Origin of the sequence: Rheinheimera sp. MMS21-TC3, from assembly GCF_032229285.1 — a bacterium.
Lineage (GTDB): Bacteria > Pseudomonadota > Gammaproteobacteria > Enterobacterales > Alteromonadaceae > Alishewanella.
Window position 1 is genome coordinate 759,809 of the sequence record NZ_CP135084.1, and the last position, 22,967, is coordinate 782,775.

17 protein-coding genes are annotated in these 22,967 nt (G+C 40.9%); 9 read left to right on the forward strand and 8 right to left on the reverse strand.

Translation table 11 applies throughout. The features are described 5' to 3' along the window. Nucleotides 1-2: 2 nt before the first annotated feature. A complete protein-coding gene (gene glnE, locus RDV63_RS03925; protein WP_313908214.1) occupies nt 3-2,798 on the forward strand; it encodes a bifunctional [glutamate--ammonia ligase]-adenylyl-L-tyrosine phosphorylase/[glutamate--ammonia-ligase] adenylyltransferase in 2,796 nt (931 codons plus the stop codon). Between the two features lie 29 nt (nt 2,799-2,827). Here glnE and RDV63_RS03930 read toward each other — a convergent pair whose 3' ends face one another. From RDV63_RS03930 to tolC, 3 genes are all read right to left on the reverse strand, one after another. Further along, nucleotides 2,828-3,412, reverse strand: coding sequence for a TcpQ domain-containing protein (locus RDV63_RS03930; RefSeq protein ID WP_313908215.1), 585 nt, complete (start codon nt 3,410-3,412; stop codon nt 2,828-2,830). 33 nt (nt 3,413-3,445) lie between these two features. After that, on the reverse strand, nt 3,446-4,372 hold the full coding sequence (gene lpxL / locus RDV63_RS03935) for an LpxL/LpxP family Kdo(2)-lipid IV(A) lauroyl/palmitoleoyl acyltransferase (RefSeq protein WP_313908216.1): 927 nt from the start codon (nt 4,370-4,372) through the stop codon (nt 3,446-3,448). 101 nt (nt 4,373-4,473) lie between these two features. Next, nucleotides 4,474-5,775: an outer membrane channel protein TolC gene (gene tolC, locus RDV63_RS03940; protein WP_313908217.1), complete on the reverse strand. Its 1,302-nt coding sequence runs from the start codon at nt 5,773-5,775 to the stop codon at nt 4,474-4,476. Between the two features lie 119 nt (nt 5,776-5,894). Here tolC and nudF point away from each other — a divergent pair, with 119 nt between their 5' ends. From nudF to RDV63_RS03980, 8 genes are all read left to right on the forward strand, one after another. Beyond that, nucleotides 5,895-6,533 (forward strand): ADP-ribose diphosphatase, encoded by a 639-nt coding sequence (gene nudF / locus RDV63_RS03945; protein ID WP_313908218.1) that lies wholly within the window; start codon nt 5,895-5,897, stop codon nt 6,531-6,533. Next, the gene (locus RDV63_RS03950; protein ID WP_313908219.1) at nt 6,533-7,306 is read left to right on the forward strand and encodes a metallophosphoesterase family protein; all 774 of its coding nucleotides are present in this window, start codon (nt 6,533-6,535) and stop codon (nt 7,304-7,306) included. The genes nudF and RDV63_RS03950 overlap by 1 nt, the downstream gene beginning before the upstream one ends. Then, nucleotides 7,299-7,898, forward strand: a complete 600-nt coding sequence (locus RDV63_RS03955) for a YqiA/YcfP family alpha/beta fold hydrolase (RefSeq protein ID WP_313908220.1) — start codon at nt 7,299-7,301, stop codon at nt 7,896-7,898. The genes RDV63_RS03950 and RDV63_RS03955 overlap by 8 nt, the downstream gene beginning before the upstream one ends. 76 nt (nt 7,899-7,974) lie before the next feature. Next, the gene (gene parE / locus RDV63_RS03960; protein WP_313908221.1) at nt 7,975-9,867 is read left to right on the forward strand and encodes a DNA topoisomerase IV subunit B; all 1,893 of its coding nucleotides are present in this window, start codon (nt 7,975-7,977) and stop codon (nt 9,865-9,867) included. Nucleotides 9,868-9,918: 51 nt separating this feature from the next. Continuing rightward, complete coding sequence (gene parC / locus RDV63_RS03965) at nt 9,919-12,189, forward strand: DNA topoisomerase IV subunit A (RefSeq protein ID WP_313908222.1); 2,271 nt, start codon at nt 9,919-9,921, stop codon at nt 12,187-12,189. A gap of 65 nt (nt 12,190-12,254) precedes the next feature. Continuing rightward, nucleotides 12,255-13,001 carry a 1-acylglycerol-3-phosphate O-acyltransferase gene (locus tag RDV63_RS03970; RefSeq protein ID WP_313908223.1) on the forward strand — a complete coding sequence of 249 codons (747 nt, stop codon included), beginning with the start codon at nt 12,255-12,257 and terminating at the stop codon, nt 12,999-13,001. Nucleotides 13,002-13,005: 4 nt separating this feature from the next. Then, nucleotides 13,006-13,401, forward strand: coding sequence for a ribonuclease E inhibitor RraB (rraB, locus tag RDV63_RS03975; RefSeq protein WP_313908224.1), 396 nt, complete (start codon nt 13,006-13,008; stop codon nt 13,399-13,401). Nucleotides 13,402-13,635: 234 nt separating this feature from the next. Further along, entirely contained in the window at nt 13,636-15,312 is a 1,677-nt protein-coding gene (locus tag RDV63_RS03980; protein WP_313908225.1) for a sensor domain-containing diguanylate cyclase, read from the forward strand. A gap of 51 nt (nt 15,313-15,363) precedes the next feature. Here the strand turns inward: RDV63_RS03980 and RDV63_RS03985 are convergent, their stop codons facing one another. The 5 genes from RDV63_RS03985 to RDV63_RS04005 all read right to left on the reverse strand — a co-directional run bounded on the left by RDV63_RS03985 (nt 15,364) and on the right by RDV63_RS04005 (nt 22,965). Beyond that, nucleotides 15,364-17,103 (reverse strand): TIGR03545 family protein, encoded by a 1,740-nt coding sequence (locus tag RDV63_RS03985; RefSeq protein WP_313908226.1) that lies wholly within the window; start codon nt 17,101-17,103, stop codon nt 15,364-15,366. 10 nt (nt 17,104-17,113) lie between these two features. After that, nucleotides 17,114-17,605 carry a TIGR03546 family protein gene (locus RDV63_RS03990; protein ID WP_313908227.1) on the reverse strand — a complete coding sequence of 164 codons (492 nt, stop codon included), beginning with the start codon at nt 17,603-17,605 and terminating at the stop codon, nt 17,114-17,116. A 113-nt stretch (nt 17,606-17,718) separates the two neighbouring features. After that, nucleotides 17,719-18,189 carry an EamA family transporter gene (locus RDV63_RS03995; protein ID WP_313908228.1) on the reverse strand — a complete coding sequence of 157 codons (471 nt, stop codon included), beginning with the start codon at nt 18,187-18,189 and terminating at the stop codon, nt 17,719-17,721. 99 nt (nt 18,190-18,288) lie between these two features. Beyond that, on the reverse strand, nt 18,289-19,740 hold the full coding sequence (locus RDV63_RS04000; protein WP_313908229.1) for a Na+/H+ antiporter NhaC family protein: 1,452 nt from the start codon (nt 19,738-19,740) through the stop codon (nt 18,289-18,291). 363 nt (nt 19,741-20,103) lie between these two features. Further along, nucleotides 20,104-22,965: a valine--tRNA ligase gene (locus RDV63_RS04005; RefSeq protein WP_313908230.1), complete on the reverse strand. Its 2,862-nt coding sequence runs from the start codon at nt 22,963-22,965 to the stop codon at nt 20,104-20,106. Nucleotides 22,966-22,967 lie beyond the last annotated feature (2 nt).

Sequence of the window (22,967 nt, forward strand, 5' to 3'; positions counted from 1 at the left end):
CTATGATTGAGAGTGGCATGACAGATAAAGGAATTAATACTAGCACTGGTGTAACTTTGTCATCTCAAGCTTTAGCTAATTTAACTAAATTAACTGCGGCTAGCACTTTTATTCAACAGATACTGCAACAGCAGCCTGCTTTGCTGACAACTTTAACCGATACTGCTGCTTTGCAGCAGTATATTGAACTAGGCCTTAAATCTATAACCTTGACCTCTAGTGATGAAACTGAGGTGTTTAAGCAACTACGGCAGCAGCGCAATGCCATGTTAAGTGCCATTTTAGCCGCCGATATTTTGCAGCTGCAAGACATTACAGCTAGCTTAGCTCAAGTATCTGCCTTGGCTGATAGTTTAATTAACACAGCTTATGACTGGGCTTATCAGCAACTAGCGTTGCAATGGGGCACACCACAAGATAAAGATGGTAAAGCCTTACCGCTATTAATACTTGGTATGGGTAAACTAGGCGGTAAAGAGCTTAACTTTTCGTCGGATATCGATCTTATTTTTACCTATCCATGCCATGGCGAAACAGCTGGGGCTAAGCGCAGCATTGAAAACCAACTGTTTTTTACTAAATTAGGCCAAAAACTAATAGCTGTATTGCACCAAGTAACAGCTGATGGGTTTGTCTATCGCGTTGATATGCGCTTACGCCCTTTTGGTGATAGCGGGCCTTTGGTACTTAGCTTTGCTGCTATGGAGGATTATTATCAAGAGCAAGGCCGGGAGTGGGAACGCTATGCCATGCTTAAGGCTAGAGTAATTAATGCTGATAGCTATTATACACCTGAGCTACAGCAGTTATTACGGCCTTTTATTTATCGGCGTTACATAGATTTTTCTGCTATTGAATCATTGCGGCGCATGAAACAGCAGATTGAGCAAGAAAATCGGCGTTTAAATCGTAAACATAATATTAAACTTGGTGTCGGTGGTATTAGAGAGGTTGAATTTGTTGTTCAAACGTTGCAGTTAATTCGTGGTGGCAGGATCCCAGCATTACAGCAAACCTCGTTATTAACCGCCTTAGCTGCTTTAGTCAGTGAAGACATACTCACTAAGCAAGAAGCGGCAGAGCTGCAAGCTGATTACTTATTTTTACGCAAGGTTGAGCAAGCATTGCAAGGTATTAATGATCAGCAAACTCAAACTTTGCCACAAGAGCAAGCTATACAACAGCAATTGTTAGCATCCTTATCTGTGGCCGACTGGTCAAGCCTGACTGTAGCAATAGAGCAAGCTATGCAACGGGTGCATCAGCATTTTTGTCAAGTAATAGATATAGAAGAAGATGTAGAAGAGCAGGATATTACACTTGGCCGCTTACTTTGGGATAGCGATCAGGATGCGGCTGAACTTGCAGAGTTAATAGATTGGCTTGAGCCGGCAGATGCCAAGCAGACCATAGTGTTATTGCAGCACTTTAAACAGGATTGTCAAAAACGTAGTTTAGGCGTTCGTGGTCGACAATATCTGGCTAAGTTAATGCCACATTTATTATTTATGTTACAGCAACAACAATCCGCGCCAGTAGTATTAGAGCAAGTGTTAGTGGTGTTTAAACAAATAGTTACGCGAACGGCTTATTTAGAATTATTGTATGAAAACTTAGCAGCCTTGCAACAGTTAGTCACTTTATGTACCGAAAGTGGCTGGTTAGCACGCCATTTATCGCGGTTTCCGATGTTGTTAGATGAACTTATTGATCCAGCGCAGTTATATCAAGTATCTAGCAAAAAAGATTACGCCGACCGTTTACGACAGCTATTACTGCGGGTACCAACAGATGATCTTGAACTGTTAATGGAAACCTTGCGTCAGTATAAACAAACTCAGCAACTGCGGATTGCCGCAGCGGATATTCGTGGTGTCTTGCCATTAATGCAAGTTAGTGATCACTTAACTTGGTTGGCTGAGGTAATTCTAGAGCAAGTGGTAGATATTGCTTGGCAGCAAATGGCTGCGCGTTATGGTGAGCCAGACGGCTTTACTGCACAAGACAAAGGCTTAGCTGTTATTGCATATGGTAAGCTTGGAGGCATAGAGTTAGGTTATGGCTCAGATCTAGATGTGGTTTTTGTCCATCAATGTCAGAGTCAGGCTGCGACTAGTGGCCAACGGCAAATAGACTCTAGGCAGTTCTATTTAAAGTTGGTGCAACGGATATTGCATTTATGCAGCACTAGAACCAATAGTGGTGTCTTGTATGAGGTAGACACTAGGCTTAGACCCTCAGGTAATTCAGGGCTATTGGCTATTCATATTAATACTTATGCTGAATATTTGTTACAACAAGCTTGGACATGGGAGCATCAAGCTTTAGTGCGAGCTAGGCTGGTGTATTCTAGTGGCAACTTAACGGAGAAGTTTAGTCAAATACGGCAGCAAATTTTAACCTTGCCGCGTGACCAAAATAAGCTAGCAGCAGAAGTACAGCAAATGCGCCAGAAATTGCGCCAACACCATAATGCCGAGCGGTTCGACTTAAAGCATAGTGTGGGCGGTATTATTGATTTAGAGTTTATTAGCCAGTATCTCGTCTTAGCCTATGCCGCGCGCTACCCTGAATTATATCGTTATAGTGATAATATCCGTATTTTAGATGCCGTGGCTGCAGTGGGTTTATTATCAGCGCCACAAGTGGAAGCATTACAGCAAGCCTATCAAACATTAAGAAATATGGGGCATAGACAAACTTTATTGCCGGCAACTTTACCGCTTGTAGATGCCGCAGAGCAAGCACTGCAGCAAGTGGCTGAAGTTTGGTTGCAACTATTTAAAACAGACATTTAAAACAGTTAATTTAAGCTCAATCTAGCTGTCTAGAAAGAGCTATCTTGTTGCATAAGTATGCAACGTTGTTGCACGTAATTATTGGCTTTATCGGTGATAACAGCTGCTCGCTCATGTGGGCAAAAATAAGCTAATACGGGTGAAGCAAAATCAGGCGCTATGGCTCGGCTGATATCATAGATAGTACCAATTAAACTGCTATTAGTTTGAAAGTAGTTCTTTACCACATAGTCGCGAGGCAAGGTCCAATATAATTGAACATCTTGCTCAGAAGCATAGCGTTCTAAAACTGTTTTTACTGTTTCGCCATCACGAAAGCGGCGGTCTGTAACTTGGCCGCGCCAATTTGTTTCCAAAGGCATGACTGTTACTACACGCTGTTGTAATTGCGAGGTTAAATCTGCACTTGTATCTGGTAGTGTTAATTTAAATTTAGATAACTTATTAGCGCTGTTACTAATAGAACTACGAATACTACTATAAAAATTACTAAAACCTTCAGCTGCTTGGTTGGTTCTGCTAGAAAAATCTACTAAATCAGGCCGTACTAATAAGACATAGCCAATACTACTTAAAATTAGCAATAAGACGGTGTTTCTTATCCAAAACCACATGTGATACCTCTTGACAGCTATTAGGCTATACACTTATTTATATAATGAAGCATCCTCAGGCTTAGGTCGAGTTTTAAACCGTCTATGTAGCCACATATATTGTTCAGGGTTTTGTAATACAACTTGCTCTACCCATTGGTTCACTCGAGTAACATCCGCTTTATTATCTCCAGAAGGGAAAGATTGTAGTGCGGGTAAAATACGTATTTCATAGCCTTTATTATTAGGCAAACGGCTAGGGATTACCGGTATAACAACACAATTGGCAGCATTAGCAAATAATAAAGTACCAGTGGTAGTGGCGGTGTGCTGTACGGCAAAGAAAGGTACAAATTCCGCGCGTTGTCGGCCATAGTCTTGATCTGGTAAGTAGAAACAGACTTCTGCTTGATTTAACGCCGCAATTAAACCTTTTACATCACGCTTGCCTATCATATATTTATTCGCTCGGCTGCGACCATGATACTGCAAGTAATCTAGCAGAGGATTGTTGTTAGGCCGATAGAAACCGATGCTGGGATGAGTTAAGCCAAAAATACGCCCTGCAGCCTCTAAGTGTAATACATGAGGGGCTAGCATTAAGATGCCTTTACCTTCAGCAATGGCTGCTGCAACATGCTCATAACCGTGAATATGGGCTAATTTACGTAAACGCCAACTAGGCCACCACCAGCCAATAACGGTATCAAATAAAGCTCGCCCTGTTTCAACCGCATTTTTCTGCACCAGTTGTTGCTGTTCATTCGCGGGCATATCAGGAAAACAGAGTTGAATATTGCGTAAGGCTACTTTGCGGCGCGACTTAAGCAACTTAAACAGTAATTTACCAAAGCCAGCACCTAACCACATTAAAACAGAATAGGGCAGCCAGCTGATTAACCATAATAATCCAGCGCCGAGCCAGAGTAACCAATACTTAGGCCGTAAAAAGTACCAGCTAAATTGAGGGGCGTTAACCACAGCATAACCTCAGTAATTAATAATGGGATAATGTACTAAAACATGAGTATAAGCGACTAAAGGGCTACCAGCTTCAGATTGAAGCTGGTATTTATAGCAGATTATTGATTGGTTAGCGCTTGATTAATAGCTAATAAATCTTGCTCAGATAAACTTCCTGCAGCCTGCTTTAATTGCAGCATAGTAACAATGTAGTTATAACGAGCACCGGATAAATTACGGCGAGCTTCAAATAGATTACGGGTGCTTAGTAGCACGTCAACAATAGTACGAGTACCGACTTCAAAGCCAGCTTCAGTGGCATTAAGTGCACTTTCAGCAGAGACAACGGCTTGCTCTAAGGCTTTAATCGACGATATTTGCGCATTTACACCGTTAAATGAGTTACGTACTTGGCGGATAACTGCACGATGATTTAACTCTAAAGTTTGGCTAACTTCAACGTAGTTTGATTGGGCTACGGCAACGCCAGCTTGCACACCACCACCGCTATAAATAGGTACGTCTAGGTTAATACCAATAGAGCTATCATCATTTCTATCAAAACCAGAGGTTTTGTTGACACCAAGCCTAGCGGTTAAGTTTAACGTTGGGTAATGGCCGGCTTTAGCTAAATCGATATCTTGATTAGCAATGTCTAGTAAGACTCTTTGGCTTTTTAGCACTAAGTTGTCTTGTTGGGCTAAGTTAACCCAATCTTGCACTTTTTCAGGGCTTGGCAGACCAGGTGCAAATTTGTCGGTATTAAGTTCAGCTAAATCTTGGTGGTATTGGCCAGTTATTTCACGCAGAAACTCGCGCATGTTTTCTAGTTTATTAACGGCGCCAATTTCACGAGCTACGGCACTGTCAAACTGAGCTTGCGCTTCATGAACGTCGGTAATAGCGGTTAAACCGACGGCAAAGCGTTGTTTAGTTTGCTCTAATTGGCGTTCTATAGAACGTTTTTCTGCTTGAGCAAAGCCTAAGTCGTCAGAGGCACCTAATACATTAAAATAGGCTTCAGTCACCCTAACAATTAAATTTTGTACTTCACTGTCATAAGCGGTTTGCACTTGAAGTGCTACTTTTTCGGCGCGATCAAGCTTGCCCCAATTAGACCAACTAAATAAACTTTGATTCAAAGTCACGTTAGCCGACAAAGTGTTAGGGCCATCAAAGTCAAAGCTGTCTTGGCTGCTGCGATTAAAACCAGCGCGACCAGTAACACTTGGTAATAAAGCTGCACGTGATACATCAATGCTAGCTACAGCACGGTCACGCGATGCAGCAGAACGCAATACCGTTGGATCTTTTTGCGTTGCTAACTGATAAATATCTTGTAAGTCATTAGCAGCGAATGTTTGCCAGCTAAGTAAGCCTATCGTTGAGGCTAATAAAGTGCTTAATAACGTTTTTTTCATTTTACCAATTCCTAGCCAGATAAATGGAGACTGCACAAATGATACTCTGATACGGTAAACTAAGTAATCATTAAAAAGTAAAGTTACGCTCAATAGTGTAACAGAATGTGAGTATAACTATGTCAAATTCTAATGCTGCACAGTATCCCTCATTTAACAGCAAAGATCTCGAAATACTCGATAAAACTACGGTTTTTCAAGGCTTTTTTCGTATTGAACTCTATACTTTACGCCACAGGTTATTTGCTGGTGGCTGGAGTGAGCCTATGCAGCGAGAAATATTTGAACGCGGCCATGCAGCAGCAGTCTTGCCATATAATCCTGTAACCGATGAGGTGGTTTTAATAGAGCAAATCCGAATCGGCGCTGCTGCGTCAAGTGCTAGCCCTTGGCTATTAGAAATTATCGCCGGTATGATTGATACAAATGAAACGGCCATGCAAGTTGCTATTCGTGAAGCGGAAGAGGAAGCCGGCATTGTCCTAACTGAACTATTGCCAATGTTAAATTACTTGTCTAGCCCAGGTGGAACGACTGAGCGGATCCAGCTTTATGTTGGCAAGTTAACTCAAGCCGTAACAAGCGGTGTTTTTGGTTTGGCCCAAGAGCATGAAGATATTAAAGTTCATGTTATGCCGCGGACTAAGGCGTTACAATTACTTGCAGAGCAAAAAATAGACAATGCGGCAACGGTAATTGCGTTACAATGGTTGGCGCTAAATCTAGATAAGGTTAAACAAGCTTGGGTTAATAATTAATGGATTATGTTTTTCCAGCACAACGGCAGTATAGACTTGCGCAAATTACGGATTGTCATTTACTGCCTACGGTTGATCAATATTATCAGCAGATCCAACCGGCGAAATATTTACAAGCTATAGTGGCGCAGTTATGTCTTGAATTACCGGATGCGGTAATTTTAACCGGTGATTTAGTGCAAAATGCCAGTGCAGCTTCTTATCAGTTGTTAGCGGAAATTTGTCAGCCCTTAGCTTGCCCGGTTTTTTACTTGCCTGGCAACCATGATGATTTACAGCAGCTAGAGTTATTAAATAAAATTGCACCGTTTCAAGCGGCTAAAAGTTTACGTTTAGCAAGTTGGCAGCTGCTGTTGCTTAATACTAAAGGCGAAACGCCTAGCGGTGTTTTTGGCGTTGAGCAACAACATTGGCTGCAACAGCAGTTAAAGCAAAGTGACGCTACAGCAGTTTGGTTATTTTGCCATCATCATCCGCGGCCTATAGGTAGTTCTATTGATAATCATGGCCAACTTGATGCCGCTATATTATGGCAGCACATTTTTGCTGAGCCAAGGATCCAAGGCATTGGCCATGGCCATAGTCATTATGCTTATAGTGGCCAGTTTGGTAAGGTAAATATAGTGGGCTGTCCAGCAAGCTCAGTGCAGTTTTTACCAACGCCAGAGTGGCAGACAATTGATCAAGGGCCGCAGTGGTGTGATTGGCTATTTAATGCTGACCAAACAGTGCAATGGCAGTTTAGAGTAATTGATTGGGATCTGAATGACTAAAACAGTAGTATATTTACATGGCTTTGCCAGTTCATCACTATCAGAAAAAGCTCAGCTAACCCAGACTTACTTTAGACATCATTACCCACAGTTAGACTTTACTGCGTTAGATGTACCTTACGAACCTGTTGCAGCCTTGGCGACAATAAAGCAACATTTAGAGCAAAGAGATATTACTACTGACAATGCAAAGGCGAAGCAGCTGGTATTAATAGGTAGTTCTTTAGGTGGGTTTTTAGCAACCTGTATTGCCGAGCAGTACGGCTGTCGCGCTTGCCTAATTAACCCAGCTGTTGCACCGCACTTAGTATTATCTGCACATCTAGGTGAGTATTTTCATCCGGTTTTACAACAAACTTATCAGGTAACGCTTGATCATATGGCAAGCCTTAAACAGCTGATGCCCAAGACTTTGCGCCAACCAGAGAATTATTTAGTGTTATTGCAAACAGGTGATGAAGTGTTAGATTACCGTTTAGCAGTAGATTATTATCAAGGCGCCACCCTGATAATTGAGCAAGGTGGTAATCATAGCTTTGTTGATTATCAGCAACAATTAAGCACTATTACTGAATTTTGCCAACTTAACTAGCGTTTTGGTAACCTACTTAATATCGTACTGAAATTAAGTATAAATACGCTGACGTTTTCCGCTAAAGACTGAGACTATGACGACACAAATATATAATGCCGATTCAATTGAAGTTTTAACAGGTTTAGAACCGGTACAACGCCGTCCAGGTATGTATACCGACACTACTAGGCCTAATCACTTAGCCCAAGAGGTGATCGACAATAGTGTAGACGAAGCTTTAGCCGGTCATGCCGATAAAGTGCAGGTAATATTGCATAACGATCAGTCATTAGAGGTGATAGATAATGGCCGTGGTATGCCGGTTGATATCCACCCAGAAGAAGGCGTAAGTGGTGTAGAGCTAATTTTTTGTCGCCTTCATGCTGGTGGTAAGTTTTCTAATAAAAACTATCAATTTTCAGGTGGCTTACACGGGGTAGGTATTTCAGTGGTGAATGCCTTATCCAGCAGAGTTGATGTGACAGTTCGTCGTGATAGTAATATATATGAAATGGCGTTTGAGCATGGCGAAAAAGTGAGTGAGCTCACCATTACCGGTACTGTAGGTAAACGTAATACCGGCACCCGAGTGCGTTTTTGGCCAACGGCCACCTATTTTGATTCAGCCAAGTTTTCCGTTAGTCGCTTATTGCATGTGTTAAAAGCTAAAGCTGTTCTGTGCCCAGGGTTAACGGTAAGTTTTGATGACCAAGTTAATAAACAGCAATATGAGTGGTGCTATCAGGCTGGGATTGAAGATTATTTAATTGAAGCAGTGCAAGGCTATGTTTGCTTACCAGAAACGCCTTTTGTTGGTAAATTTGCCGCCAGTAATGAAGCGGTTGAATGGGCACTATTGTGGTTACCTGAAGGCGGCGACTTAGTAACAGAGAGCTATGTCAATTTAATTCCAACTCCGCAAGGCGGTACTCATGTTAATGGTTTACGTCAAGGTTTATTAGAAGCTTTACGTGAATTTTGTGAGTTCAGAAATCTATTACCGCGCGGGGTTAAATTATCAGCAGATGATATCTGGGATCGTTGTGGCTATATTTTATCGACTAAAATGCAAGATCCGCAATTTGCCGGCCAAATTAAAGAACGCTTATCGTCTCGCCAGTCGGTGGCTTTTGTTAGTGGTGTAGTAAAAGATGCCTTTAGCTTATGGCTAAACGAGCATACAGTAGTGGCTGAGCAGTTAGCAGAGTTTTGTATTAATAATGCCCAAAAACGCTTAAAAGCAGCTAAAAAAGTAGTTAGGAAAAAAGTGACTTCTGGTCCTGCTTTACCCGGTAAACTAGCCGACTGTTCTGCTCAAGATTTAAAACAAACCGAACTATTTTTAGTAGAAGGGGACTCAGCAGGTGGTAGTGCTAAACAAGCACGAGATCGTGAGTTTCAAGCCGTGATGCCACTAAGAGGTAAAATTCTTAATACTTGGGAAGTAGATTCAGGGCAAATATTAGCATCGCAAGAAGTCCACGATATTTCAGTTGCTATTGGCATCGACCCTGATAGCGAAGATTTAACAGCATTACGTTATGGTAAAATATGTATTTTAGCCGATGCTGACTCAGATGGCTTACACATTGCTACCTTATTATGCGCGCTATTTTTACGTCACTTTCGCAGCTTAGTGGCTGCCGGCCATGTTTATGTGGCCATGCCACCTTTATATCGTATAGATATAGGCAAAGATGTTTATTATGCCTTAGATGAAACAGAAAAAGATGCGGTCTTAGATAGAATAGAAGCGGAAAAAAAGCGCGGTAAAGTCAATGTCCAACGGTTTAAAGGTTTGGGTGAAATGAATCCGTTGCAATTACGCGAAACCACTATGGACCCAAATACCCGTCGTTTAGTGCAGTTAACTATAGATGATAACGAACAGACCTTTGAGCTAATGGATATGTTATTGGCTAAAAAGCGGGCATCTGATAGACGCGCTTGGTTAGAGTTAAAAGGTGATAAAGCGGTTGTTGCTTAACTAGCATAAAACAATGTCGGTTAATGGTACAAACAGTTAACAGGAATAAGCATGACAGAAACGGTAATTTCTCAAGACGGCATTGAACAACTGCCATTAAGACGTTTTACAGAAGACGCCTACTTGAACTATTCAATGTACGTGATTATGGATCGTGCATTACCGCATATTGGCGATGGTTTAAAACCGGTGCAAAGACGAATTATTTATGCCATGTCTGAATTAGGCCTATCGCATTTAGCTAAATATAAAAAGTCAGCCCGTACTGTGGGTGATGTATTAGGTAAGTTTCATCCTCATGGTGACTCTGCCTGTTATGAAGCTATGGTATTAATGGCCCAGCCGTTTTCATATCGATATCCGTTAGTTGACGGTCAAGGTAACTGGGGTGCACCTGATGATCCTAAGTCTTTTGCCGCTATGCGTTATACCGAGTCAAAGCTATCGCGTTTTGCTGAAGTATTATTATCTGAGCTAGGAGCCGGTACAACAGATTGGCTACCTAACTTTGATGGCACTATGGAAGAGCCTAAGGTATTGCCAGCCCGGCTACCACATATATTACTTAATGGTATTACTGGCATTGCGGTAGGTATGGCGACAGATATACCGCCACATAATGCCCGTGAGGTGGCGCAAGCCTGTGCTTTATTGTTAGATAAACCAAAGAGTACAGTCAGTGATTTAATGCAGTATATTAAAGGCCCTGATTACCCAACAGATGCCGAAATAATTAGCCCCAGCCATGAGCTTGCTGCTATTTATGAAACTGGGCGTGGCAGTGTAAGAATGCGGGCACTATATCAACTTGAAGATGGCGATATTGTTATTACCGCTTTACCGCACCAAACATCTGGCTCTAAGGTATTAGAGCAAATTGCTAGCCAAATGCAGGCAAAAAAGTTGCCTATGGTAACTGATTTGCGTGATGAATCGGATCATGAAAGCCCCACACGCATAGTAATAGTGCCGCGCTCTAATCGCGTGGACATTGAGCAGTTAATGCAGCATTTGTTTGCTACAACTGATCTTGAAAAAAGTTATAGAGTGAATATAAACATTTTAGGACTGGATCAGCGACCACGAGTGAAAAACTTAGTTGAAATATTAACGGAATGGTTAGCATTTCGCCGTGATACTGTCCGCCGTCGCTTGCAGCACCGTTTAGACAAAGTTCTAGATAGATTGCATGTATTAGAAGGCTTATTAATCGCTTTTCTAAACATTGATGAAGTTATTCGGATTGTTCGTAATTCTGACAAACCAAAACCAGAATTAATGGCTGCTTTTAATATTACTGATCGCCAAGCTGAAGCTATTTTAGAGTTAAAATTACGTCAGCTAGCTAAATTAGAAGAAATTAAAATTCGTGCCGAGCTAGATGAATTGAGTAAAGAGCGAGATAAGTTGCAGGCAATTTTAGCTTCAGAGAAAAAATTAACAAAATTAATTCGTGATGAATTATTAGCTGATGCTGAAAAATATGGTGATGATCGCCGCAGCCCAATAGTACAACGCGGTGAAGCTAAAGCGCTAAGTGAAAGAGAATTGTTACCCAGCGAGCCAGTAACGGTAGTGTTGTCGGAAAAAGGCTGGGTACGTTGCGCAAAAGGTCATGATGTTGATGGTAATGCCTTAAGTTATCGAGCAGGTGATGCCTTTAAGGCTATGGTCAGTGGCCGTTCCAATCAGCAAACTGTATTTATTGATTCATCAGGCCGTAGCTATGCTACTGAAGCTCATGAACTGCCTTCTGCACGAGGCCAAGGTGAGCCCTTAAGTGGTCGTTTTGGTATAGTTGCAGGTGAAAGTTTTGAACATATATTGATGGGTGAAGATAAAGAAGCGCTGCTATTAGCCTCAGATGCGGGCTATGGCTTTGTAGCCGAGTTTGCCGACTTACTTAGCCGCAATAAAGCAGGTAAAGCAGTCTTAAACCTACCAAAAGGTTCGAAAGTATTAGCCCCTGTGGTAGTTAATCAGCCTGAAACTGACTTAGTGTTATCCATCTCTAATGAAGGCCGGATGTTAGTCTTTCCTGTAGCAGATTTACCCAAACTGAGTAAAGGTAAAGGTAATAAGATTATGTCTATTCCTACTGCTAGAGCAGCCAGCCGTGAAGAGTTTATTTGCCAATTAACTATAGTACCAGTTGATGGAAGCGTGACACTGATAGCGGGTAAGCGTAAACTGACCTTAAAACCAGATGATTTACAGCATTATCATGGTGAACGAGGTCGTCGCGGCAATAAATTACCAAGAGGCTTACAGCGAATTGACGCTGTGCAGCTAAATAGTGATCCAACCAGCACAGATAGTTAGACTCGTTATACTAGGCGCCTTTTCGGCGCTTTTTTAATTCGCTTGTAGTGTCAAGGGAGAATGTAGTGATAGCGGTTTTACGAATAATATTATTAATTTTGTTTTTTTTCTTTAGCACCATAGCCGGTTTGTTAATTTGTATAGTGCGGCCATTTCATGCTGATAACGTGCGTATATTTTCACATTGGTATGGTAGTGTATCCAAAATATTAGGTATTAAAGTTGAAGTGCGCGGCCTTGAGCATATTGATTATACTCAGCCTTATGTTTATGTGGCTAATCATCAAAATAATTTAGACTTATTTACTATTAGTAATGCGGTGCAACCTAGAACCGTAACCTTAGGTAAAAAGAGTTTAAAGTATGTGCCTTTTTTTGGTCAGCTGTATTGGCTTAGCGGCAATATTTTAATTGATCGCACTAATAGAACTCGGGCTTTATCCACTATGCTCGCCGCGGCACAGCGCATTAGCCGTGAGAATATTTCTGTGTGGATGTTTCCTGAAGGCACCCGCAGTTATGGCAGAGGCTTACTGCCTTTTAAAGCCGGTGCTTTTCATATTGCCTTAGAAGCAAAAGTGCCCTTAATGCCCGTATGTATGAGTACGACACATCAGCAGTTTAAGTTAAATCGCTGGAATAACGGCAAAGTAATTATTCAAATATTAGCGCCTATTAGCTTACCTGAAACTAAACCTAATATCCGCCAATTTTCTGAAAATTTACATCAGAAGATGGCAGAGCAAATTATGATGCTTGATACCGAACTTAGCAAAGATTACACTGCAGACAAAATTACCGCTGAGGGGTAGAGCTATGGAAAACTGGCAAGAATTTACTGAAGAAACAATTAATGCGTTATTAGAGGACGGTAGCGATCCTGATGCGGAATATACCATTGAACATCACTTTTATGATAAAGATTTTGCTAAATTAGAAAAGCTGGCTGTGGCGTTATTTAAACTAGGCTATGAAGTTACAGATGCTGAGGAAGTTGAGTTTGAAGAAGGTGATAGCGCATGGGTTTTTGACGCTATACGTGAGCAATCACTGGTAACAGAAACTATTATTGCCGATGCTATAAAACTAGAAGCTTTAGCTAAAAAGTATGGGGTTGAATATGATGGCTGGGGCACTTACTTTGAGGGTGACGCAGCTGATTATAATGACGATGATATGGATGACAACGACGAAGACTTCATCAGTCATTAACTAGGTATCTTAAAAATAGTCTGCTAGACCTAAAACCAGTTGCTAATCACAACTGGTTTTTTAATTACTGTATTAGTTGTAAAGTTTTATGGCGGCTATTAATTCAGTAAAAATAATTAACATGTTCTGCCCTTTTATTAAGGCATGATGCTATTATTTAGAGATTCCACTTTAATCGGCTTAAGTAAAGATGGGGTTCTTAAAGGCAATAGCGTCAATACTAAAAGGTTGTAGATGATTGACAGTAATGAAAAAGGCCAGAGCAAAACTAAAGTAACTAGCAGGCAATTATTGCAATACTTTTTCACTTTACTGGCAATCGTAAGTTTGACTTCAGCTGGCCTTTTGCTTTGGCAGCTGCCTGCATTAGCGACTAACTTTTCTTGGTTATTTTTTTTCCCTGCCATTATTGCTATTAGCTTGTATGCCGGTTTTTATGCAGGAATAATTACCACAATACTCGCCTGTTTAACTGTTATGTTTTTATGGCCATTATTACTTAACTTGCCATATATAAATAATGACATTGAGCTTTTAAAGATAGTGATCTTTGTCGTGACTAGCTGTTTGCTTTCTTATTATATTGAGTCTATGCAGCAGTTCCAAAAAACGCTTACTCAGGCTAACTCCATCGCGGCGGCTAGTAATAAGACTGAGCAGTTTATACACTCCATTATTGATAACACACCTAATATGATGGGGTATTGGGATAGAGACTTGCGTTGTTGTTATGCTAATCGTGCTTATAGTGAGTGGTTTGGTATGCCAGCCTCAGAAATTATTGGTATGACTTTTCAGCAATTAGTAGGTGAGCAATTATTTAAGTTAAACGAACCTTATATTAAAAAAGCACTAGCGGGTGAAGCACAGCGTTTTGAACGTACATTACGCAAAGCTAATGCTAATGTTGGTTATATTATTGGCCACTACATTCCTGACTTTGATGATAATGGTGTGGTTAAAGGCTTTTCTATTCAAGCTAATGAAGTTACACAATTAAAAGAAACAGAAGCTAAGCTAAAACTGGCTGCTTGTGTTTTTGACAACACCTTAGACGGGGTGTTAATAACCGATGCTGAAGGGGTAATTTTATCGGTCAATCCTAGCTTTACCGATATAACAGGTTTTAGCAAGCAAGAGGCCTTAGGGCAAACCCCGCGTATTTTACAATCAAAGCAGCATGACCAAGCTTTCTATGCTTTGATGTGGCACGAGTTAACTACAAAAAGTCGTTGGCATGGTGAAATATGGAATAGACGAAAAGATGGTACCCTTTATTTGCAGCGCATGCATATTAGCATGGTGCGTAATGACGAGGGTGAAGCGGTGCGATATGTTTCAGTATTTAGCGATATTACAGAGTTTAGGCGTAAAGACGAGCAGATCAAGCATTTGGCTTTTCATGATGCCTTAACAGACTTACCCAATAGAACCTTGCTAATGGATAGAATTAGTCAAAAGTTACTTAATTTTAATCGTGATCAATGCAAGTTAGCATTAATGTTTTTGGATTTAGACGGTTTTAAACAAGTTAATGATCAATTTGGCCATAATGTAGGGGATATACTGTTAAAGGAGATGGCAAAGAGATTAGTGGCACTAGTGCGGCAGTCTGACACTGTTGCCAGAGTCGGCGGTGATGAGTTTATTTTTATCTTAAATAACCCTTTAAATAAAATTGAAATAAGTGAAGTAGCAGAGCGCATAATTAACTCTATCAACCAACCTTTAGTGATTCAAAATAATGAGTTTAAAGTAGGTGTTTCTGTAGGTGTAGCTATGTTCCCTGAAGATGCTAACTCTGCTGAAGGTTTAATTAGAAATGCCGATACTGCTATGTATATGGCAAAAAGTTTAGGTAAAAATAAAGCCTATTTTTACAACTCTGCAGATACGGTAATAAAAGTGTAATAATAAGGCCGTTAGTGTTTATCTAAAACGGCCTTATCATTTTACTCACAACTAATTTCCGCTGCCTAATTTATTCTTTAACCGATCTTTTAGTTTATCTTTTGCTTGGTCTTTAATATCATCTAGCTTAGCGGCTAACAACTGCTCTACATTACCACTAGCATCTTCCGTGCTAGTAAGCTGCTGGTTTAATAATGCCGACCAATCTTCTTGCCCTGCTAAGCCAGACTGCAATTGGCCATCTAGTTTAGTTTTTAAATCAGACTGTAAAGCGGCTATTTTTTGTTTAGCTTCGCCTAATAAGGCATCACCTAATACCTGATCTAAAGATGAACGAATGCTTACATTAGGTGCACTAATTAAGCCGCTGGCATCAATAGTCAATGGAATACTGCTTTGCTGATTTAGAATGTCGGCTAATTGTTGCAAATACTTATTACCTATACTTGTAAAGTTAGCTTTATTTAAGGCTAAACTAGCATGCTGCATTAGTTGTTTATTAGTTAAGCTTACTTTACCGCTAGAGCTAACTAAGCTACTTGCTAGGGTGAGTGCGTTATCCCCTTTACCTAACAAGACTTCTTCTACTTTTAAGCCATCTAATTGCCAATTAAGGTTAGTGATCATCTGCTGTAAAATAGCAAAATCACCTTTAAGGTTAATTTGTTTTAATTGCGGCAAATCAGTTGCAGCTAAAGCAAACTTAGTTGCCTTATTAATAATGCTATGTTGAGCAGTAATATCTTGTAGTGACATGGCAACATTACCGCCGCCGATTAACCAATTAACTTGAGCGTTTTTCACCCAAAAATTAGGGTAAGGTTGGCTGGGTAAGGGCAATACTCTATTTGGTAATCTAATCTGGGTTTCAGCTGCAGTCTCAGATTTTTCTGGAATGTATGGCTTGATAAACTCATACAGATCATTAAGTTGGCTTAAACGATCTGCCCATTCTTGGCCAAGTAAAATTTGGCTAATACCGGCTAAACCACCGTCAGATAAATTAGCCAATTGTTGGGCTTTTTGCCAGTCGGCTTTACTAGCTTGTTGTAAGTCAGTTACGGCAATTTGCAGTTTGTCTTTACTTTGTTCTAGTTGATTTTTTACTTGCTCTATCCGCTCTTTTTCTAGCATTAACTGCTGTTTTAGTTGCTGTAGTTGGCCAGTTTTTGTTGCCAAATCTGCGGCATTTTCAATCTTACTATCAGTGAGGGCTTTAATATCAGCTTGATATTTAGCTAAAGTGGCTTTATTGGGTAATTGCTCAGGTAGCTTTTTCAGCGCAATTTGCTCGCTAGCGGCTAGCTTTTGTAAAGCTTCGGCTTTGGCTGGGCTTTGTAAATCGACTCTGGCTAACAGCTCATCTGCTGAGGGTAACTCCGATTTTAATAAGTCGGCTAGTGAAGCTTCTTCACCCTCAACATTAGGCAGGCGATAAACCTGACCCGTTTTAGCGCGTTTAGTGCCGTAAGCGGCATCATTAACTTCTAAGTCATTAATAACGTAATAGCCAAGCATAGCGGGCCAGACCTCTATAGCTGCAATGGCGTAATTAAAGCTAAAACTATTATATTCAGGAGCAGCAGGATCTGTTAGCTCAAGTTTATTAATTTTTACAGCTAAAGGTGCTAGTTGTACTGAGACTTTAGCAATATTAACTTCAGCGCCAGTCACTTTTTCTAAGCTATAGATCATGCCAATACGCAATGCTGGCCCTATAAATAAGTAGATTAAAGCTAAGAGTGCAGCACTAATAGCAATGAAAATAAGCCAACCCGATTTACGAATCATAGTCTGCTCCTTATTGAATTTTTTGATACAAAGAAAATAACTTACTGGCTTTTAGCATTTGAGTTAGTTTCCATTTTTCAACTTTGCTCATTACTTTAGCCCGATATTGCTTAACTAGGCTGCTACTTAACCATGCCACAGGCACCAGTAAGATTAAGCCGAGAACAAAGCTGCCTAGGGTTAAGGTATGGTGTAAGTGTAATAACTGTAAGGTTTCACCTTCTGCTAATAACTGTAGTAACTGTTTGTTTTGGGCCAGTTGCCAAGTAAGGTTTTCTAGTGGGGTGGCAAACAGCAGCATCAGGCCTTTTGTTAAGCCCCAAGTAACCAAAAAGATGGAGAGATTGACGGTAAATAAGCAGACTATCAATAGTAAAATAAAAGTTAATAAACCTAAGGGTAAAATACCAATAAATAATCCTAATGCAACTGCCCAACCAATTTGCCAAGTTGAAGTTTGCGAATTAAGCACTTTGAGGATCTTTGCTAGTAACGTCAACATTATGCTCACCTAAATATTGAATGATTTTAATGCATTAAGGTTACCAGCGAATGAACCATTTGTCAGGAAAAAATGAGTTTTTACTAAGGATGCAAGTTAAGGTTAAAGGAAGATTAGTAGAGTAGTAAGCCAACACCGACTAATGCTAAGGCTGTCCACCGCCAACTACCACTTGGGATAGGCTCTTTAGCTAGCTTAGCTAGTAATAAAGATAAAATAACACTGGTTGCCAGTAAGGTTTGCACTACTGCCGCTTTAGCATAGCTAAAAGCAACCATTTGTAAATATAAAGAAGCGGTAGTGCCAATTAGTGTTGCGATTAATAGCAATAGCCAAGGCTTGATACTATTAGTCGCCTGAGGCAGCCAACGACTGCGTTTACATAGCATTAAAATAATGATTAATACCATGCCACCGAGTAAGCGCCAACTACTAGCACTAAGCGCGTCCATTTGGCTGTTAACCAACACATCGCGACTAATAACGGCACCCAGGGCCTGACATAAGGCGGCTAAGGCAGCAAAACTAATCCCGCTAAGCTCTTGCTTAACTGGCGGTATAGACGAGCTGCGATGGCCCAGCATAAAGCAGTGGTTAATGCGGCGATAATGCCTATCATAATAGCCTATATAAGATAGGCGTTAACCAAAGGCTAACGCCATAGTCGCAATAACAGTAAAGTATTATGCGATAACTATAAAACCAACAAAAGCTAAGGTTGCGGCTATTAAGGCGTAAGGCAACTGAGTAATAGCATGTGACACTAAGTTACAGCCTGAGCCTTGGGCTGCAAGCACGGTTGAGTCGCTATAAAAACAGGCCTGACTACCAAAAGAGCTGGCTGACATTAAAGCGCCAATTATTAGCGGAATATTAGCATCAACTGCATAAGCTAATGGCATCACAATAGGAATACTAACTGCAAAAATACCCCAACTAGAGCCAGTTGCAAAAGCTAATATCGCCATAGATAAAAACACCATGGCCGGTAATAATTGTGCTGTCATATAAGGTGCTAAGTTGTTGATAATATATTGTGGTAGCATCAACTTGTCACAGACATCTTTAAAAATAAAGGCGGCAATAACAGTGCCAATAGCAGGTAGCATGGTTTTAAAGCCATTAATCATGGTTTCCATCATGTCAGCTAAAGACATTAATCGTTGAATAGCATAAAACGGTAAGGTGATTAATAAGGTCACTATTAAGCCTTTCCAGACATCAATATCAAAATAAACTGTAAATAGCACCAACATAACCATTGGGATTAAAAAGTTATGTAAGCGACCTTTAGTTTGGGCATCATCGAACTCTTCCTCAAAGGCTTTTACTGCATATTTGTCTGCGGCTAAGTTATCTGGGTGAGTATCGGCAAAGCTAACTGCTTCTGGTTGATGCTGTGCTGCAGCTAATTCGGCTTTTTTCATCGGGCCAAATGCTGGGATCACGCCAATAATAACCAAGAACACTACTAACAGTGCTAGCCATGCATATAGCATGTAAGGAATAGCTTGCATATAAACATGAATACCTTCGCCAACACCAGCCACATTGTTATTTTCTAGTAGGCCACCAAAAAAGATAGCCCAAGTTGATAGTGGTACTAATACGCAGACTGGTGCGGCGGTAGAGTCAACTACATAGGCTAACATTTCCCGCGATACTTTAAATTTGTCGGTGACACGTTGCATAGTTTCACCCACGCTTAAGGCGTTAAGGTAGTCATCAACAAAAATCACTAAACCTAGGATAAAGGTCATAAATAATGATGACTTTTTACCTTTAGCAAACCGCTGTGCTTTAATGCCAAAAGCTAAAGCACCGCCGGTATGAACTAAAAGCCCAATTAAAGCACCAAAGCCACCACAGACTAAGATAAGCCAGCCTATGGTTTCATCTTGCATCACTTTTAGCGAGGTATCGGCAAAATTCTCTAACGCATTGTGTGGGGCATAGAGCAATAAGCCGACAGTAGCACCGATAATGAGTGCTAATATTGGTCGTTTTAACCAAATAGCTAAGGTTATAACAACTAAGGGTGGAATTAAACTAAGTGCGGTAGGAGACGCTGCGGCCGCTTCGGCCGCAGCCGCAACAGGTTCGGCGATCTCAACTAAGCTATCTGCTGACATCATGTTTAATACTCTTCTGTTTTCCGATGAGCCGGAATAAGGTTATTGGAACCGTTGCAGCAGATAAGCCAACTCAACGGTACGCTTGTGCTTGTGACAGTTGGCGGTAGCGCCTTAAAAAAATTAAGGCTAAACCATTAGCTGAATAGCCTGAATAAGCTATGCAAGCATTATTTCAGCATTATTCTGTAGAAGAGTGCTGAAATAGCGCGCAATAATAGCAAAACTATTTTAATTAACAACTGTATTATGAGACTGAAGAATTAACATTATAGTAGAGGAAGCAGCTGGGTAATTAGTTGTAAATAACATCAAGCCAAGAGTTACCTTGGCTTGATGTTTTATACTGGTTACTGTTAGCGAAAACTATAGCGCGGTAATTTCAGCTTGTTGCTGCTGTAGTTTCAGTAGTCCTTGTTCTAGTTCGGCTTGTTTGGCTTGCTCTTTAGCTAATACAGCTTCAGGGGCTTTAGCTACAAAACCTGGGTTAGCAAGCTTGCCAGAGACACGAGCTAATTCTTGTTGAGTTTTTTCTAATTGCTTACCAATACGGCTTAACTCCGCATCTTTATCAATCAAACCGGCCATAGGGATTAATAAATCCATACTACCAATTGATTGAATGGCGCTGACAGGTGCGATTTGGTCGTTAGCTAAAATATTAATACTATCTAGCTTAGCTAAGTTTTGTAAAAAGTTTTGGTTTTCACTTAATCGGCGCTGCTCTTGAGCGTTAAGATTACGCAGTAAGATATTTAAGCCTTTACTAGGGGCAATGTTCATTTCGCCGCGAATATTACGAATAGCTGTGATAACGGCTTTTAACCATTCTAAGTCTGCGGTGGCAGTTTCGTTGATTAAAGCGCTGTTATGCTCTGGGTAAGGCTGCAACATAATGCTGTCTGCTGCAATACCGGCTATTGGCTTAACAGATTGCCAGATGGTCTCAGTAATATACGGCATAATAGGGTGCATTAAGCGTAATAAGCTTTCTAGCACAGTAATTAAGGTATGACGAGTGCCACGTTGTTCTGCTTCTGTGCCTTTAAATAGCACAGGTTTAGTTAGCTCTAAATACCAGTCACAGAACTGATTCCACGTAAACTCATATAAGGTTGAAGCCGCTAAATCAAAGCGATAGCTGTCGAAATACTGGCGAACCTGAGTAACGGTTTGTTGATACTGAGCTAGGATCCATTTATCTGCTAAAGATAATTGGCGTTGCTCGGCGCTGTCGTTAAAACCGCAGTCTTTATCTTCAGTATGCATTAACACGTAGCGGCTAGCATTCCATAATTTATTACAGAAGTTGCGATAGCCTTCTAAGCGTTTCATATCCCAGTTAATATCACGACCGGTTGAAGCTAAAGCGGCGAGGGTAAAGCGCACCGCATCAGTACCACTGGCACTAATACCTTCTGGGAATTGTTCTTTAGTGGCATTAGCAATTTTTTCAGCCAATTTAGGCTGCATCATATTACTAGTACGTTTAGCCAGTAAGTCCTCTAAACTAATGCCGTCAATCATGTCTAAAGGATCGACCACATTACCTTTAGATTTTGACATTTTATCGCCGTTTTCGTCACGGATAAGGCCGGTAACATAAACAGTTTTAAAGGGCACTTGTGGCTTGCCGTTTTCATCTTTAATAAAGTGCATGGTCATCATGATCATGCGGGCAACCCAGAAGAAGATAATATCAAAGCCGGTCACTAAGACATCAGTAGGATGAAAAGTGCGTAGCTCTTGGGTATCTTCAGGCCAGCCTAAGGTTGAGAAAGTCCAAAGCGCAGAGCTAAACCAGGTATCAAGTACGTCATCGTCTTGGCGTAAGCTAACATCATTAGCTAAAGCATATTTAGTGCGTACTTCTGCTTCATCACGGCCAACATAGACTTTACCGTCATTGTCATACCATGCAGGAATGCGGTGCCCCCACCAAAGTTGCCGTGAAATACACCAATCTTGAATATCACGCATCCAGCTGTAATACATGTTTTCGTATTGCTTAGGTACAAATTCAATTTGGCCGCTTTCAACAGCTTCAGTTGCTGTTTTAGCCAAAGGGGCAACCCGAACATACCATTGGTCGGTTAAAAACGGTTCAATAACAACACCGCTACGATCGCCATAAGGTACTTTTAATTCATGATCATCAATTTTTTCTAATAAACCTGCTTGATCAAAGGCGGCTACAATGGCTTTACGGGCTGCAAAGCGTTCCATGCCAGCGAATTCGGCTGGTAATTGATTGTTTAATTCGTTGTTAGCGCTACCATCGATATTATAAATTTCGGCAGTGGCTAATATTATGGCGTCATACGATAAAATATTGTACAACGGCAGCTGATGACGTTTACCCATTTCATAGTCATTAAAATCATGGGCTGGAGTAATTTTAACGCAACCAGTACCAAACTCTTTATCTACATACTTATCTGCAATAATAGGAATGCGTCTGTTAACTAAGGGTAATTGAATAAATTTACCAATTAAAGCTTGATACCGCTCGTCATCAGGATCAACAGCAACAGCGCTATCGCCAAGCATAGTTTCTGGCCTAGTGGTAGCAACCACTAAATAGTCTTTGCCTTCTGCCGTTTTAGCGCCATCTGCTAATGGGTAGCGTAAATACCACAAGTGACCTTTTTGTTCTTTGTTTTCTACTTCAAGATCAGAAATCGCTGTGTGTAATTTTGGATCCCAGTTAACTAAGCGTTTACCACGGTAAATTAAGTCGTCTTCATATAAGCGAACAAAAACCTCTTGCACTGCGGCAGATAAACCTTCGTCCATGGTGAAGCGTTCGCGGGTCCAATCCACTGAGTTGCCTAAGCGGCGCATTTGGTCTGAAATAGTGCCGCCAGATTCTTCTTTCCATTGCCAAATTTTATCAATAAAAGCATCACGGCCAAGCTGATGGCGGTTAGGTGAGTTCTCAGCCGCTAGCTTGCGTTCAACTACCATCTGGGTAGCAATACCGGCATGGTCACTACCAACTTGCCATAAAGTGTTTTTGCCTTGCATCCGCTTATAACGGGTTAGGGCATCCATAATAGTTTGCTGAAAGGCATGCCCCATATGGAGGCTGCCAGTAACATTTGGCGGTGGGATCATAATGCAATAATTGCCGTTACTTTGATCACCGCTGGGCTGAAAATAGCCTTTGGCTTCCCATGCGTTATACATGGCTTGTTCAATTTCGCTAGGATTAAAGGTTTTTTCCATGA

What these genes read in the sequence shown, in the direction of transcription:
- RDV63_RS03955 (WP_313908220.1), top strand. Translation starts at nt 7,299, where the DNA reads ATGACTAAAACAGTAGTATATTTACATGGCTTTGCCAGTTCATCACTA.
- RDV63_RS03980 (WP_313908225.1), top strand. Translation starts at nt 13,636, where the DNA reads ATGATTGACAGTAATGAAAAAGGCCAGAGCAAAACTAAAGTAACTAGC.
- RDV63_RS03990 (WP_313908227.1), bottom strand. Translation starts at nt 17,605, where the DNA reads ATGTTGACGTTACTAGCAAAGATCCTCAAAGTGCTTAATTCGCAAACT.
- RDV63_RS04005 (WP_313908230.1), bottom strand. Translation starts at nt 22,965, where the DNA reads ATGGAAAAAACCTTTAATCCTAGCGAAATTGAACAAGCCATGTATAAC.
- RDV63_RS03995 (WP_313908228.1), bottom strand. Translation starts at nt 18,189, where the DNA reads ATGCTGGGCCATCGCAGCTCGTCTATACCGCCAGTTAAGCAAGAGCTT.
- nudF (WP_313908218.1), top strand. Translation starts at nt 5,895, where the DNA reads ATGTCAAATTCTAATGCTGCACAGTATCCCTCATTTAACAGCAAAGAT.
- parE (WP_313908221.1), top strand. Translation starts at nt 7,975, where the DNA reads ATGACGACACAAATATATAATGCCGATTCAATTGAAGTTTTAACAGGT.
- RDV63_RS03985 (WP_313908226.1), bottom strand. Translation starts at nt 17,103, where the DNA reads ATGATTCGTAAATCGGGTTGGCTTATTTTCATTGCTATTAGTGCTGCA.
- tolC (WP_313908217.1), bottom strand. Translation starts at nt 5,775, where the DNA reads ATGAAAAAAACGTTATTAAGCACTTTATTAGCCTCAACGATAGGCTTA.
- RDV63_RS03930 (WP_313908215.1), bottom strand. Translation starts at nt 3,412, where the DNA reads ATGTGGTTTTGGATAAGAAACACCGTCTTATTGCTAATTTTAAGTAGT.
- rraB (WP_313908224.1), top strand. Translation starts at nt 13,006, where the DNA reads ATGGAAAACTGGCAAGAATTTACTGAAGAAACAATTAATGCGTTATTA.
- glnE (WP_313908214.1), top strand. Translation starts at nt 3, where the DNA reads ATGATTGAGAGTGGCATGACAGATAAAGGAATTAATACTAGCACTGGT.
- parC (WP_313908222.1), top strand. Translation starts at nt 9,919, where the DNA reads ATGACAGAAACGGTAATTTCTCAAGACGGCATTGAACAACTGCCATTA.
- RDV63_RS04000 (WP_313908229.1), bottom strand. Translation starts at nt 19,740, where the DNA reads ATGATGTCAGCAGATAGCTTAGTTGAGATCGCCGAACCTGTTGCGGCT.
- RDV63_RS03950 (WP_313908219.1), top strand. Translation starts at nt 6,533, where the DNA reads ATGGATTATGTTTTTCCAGCACAACGGCAGTATAGACTTGCGCAAATT.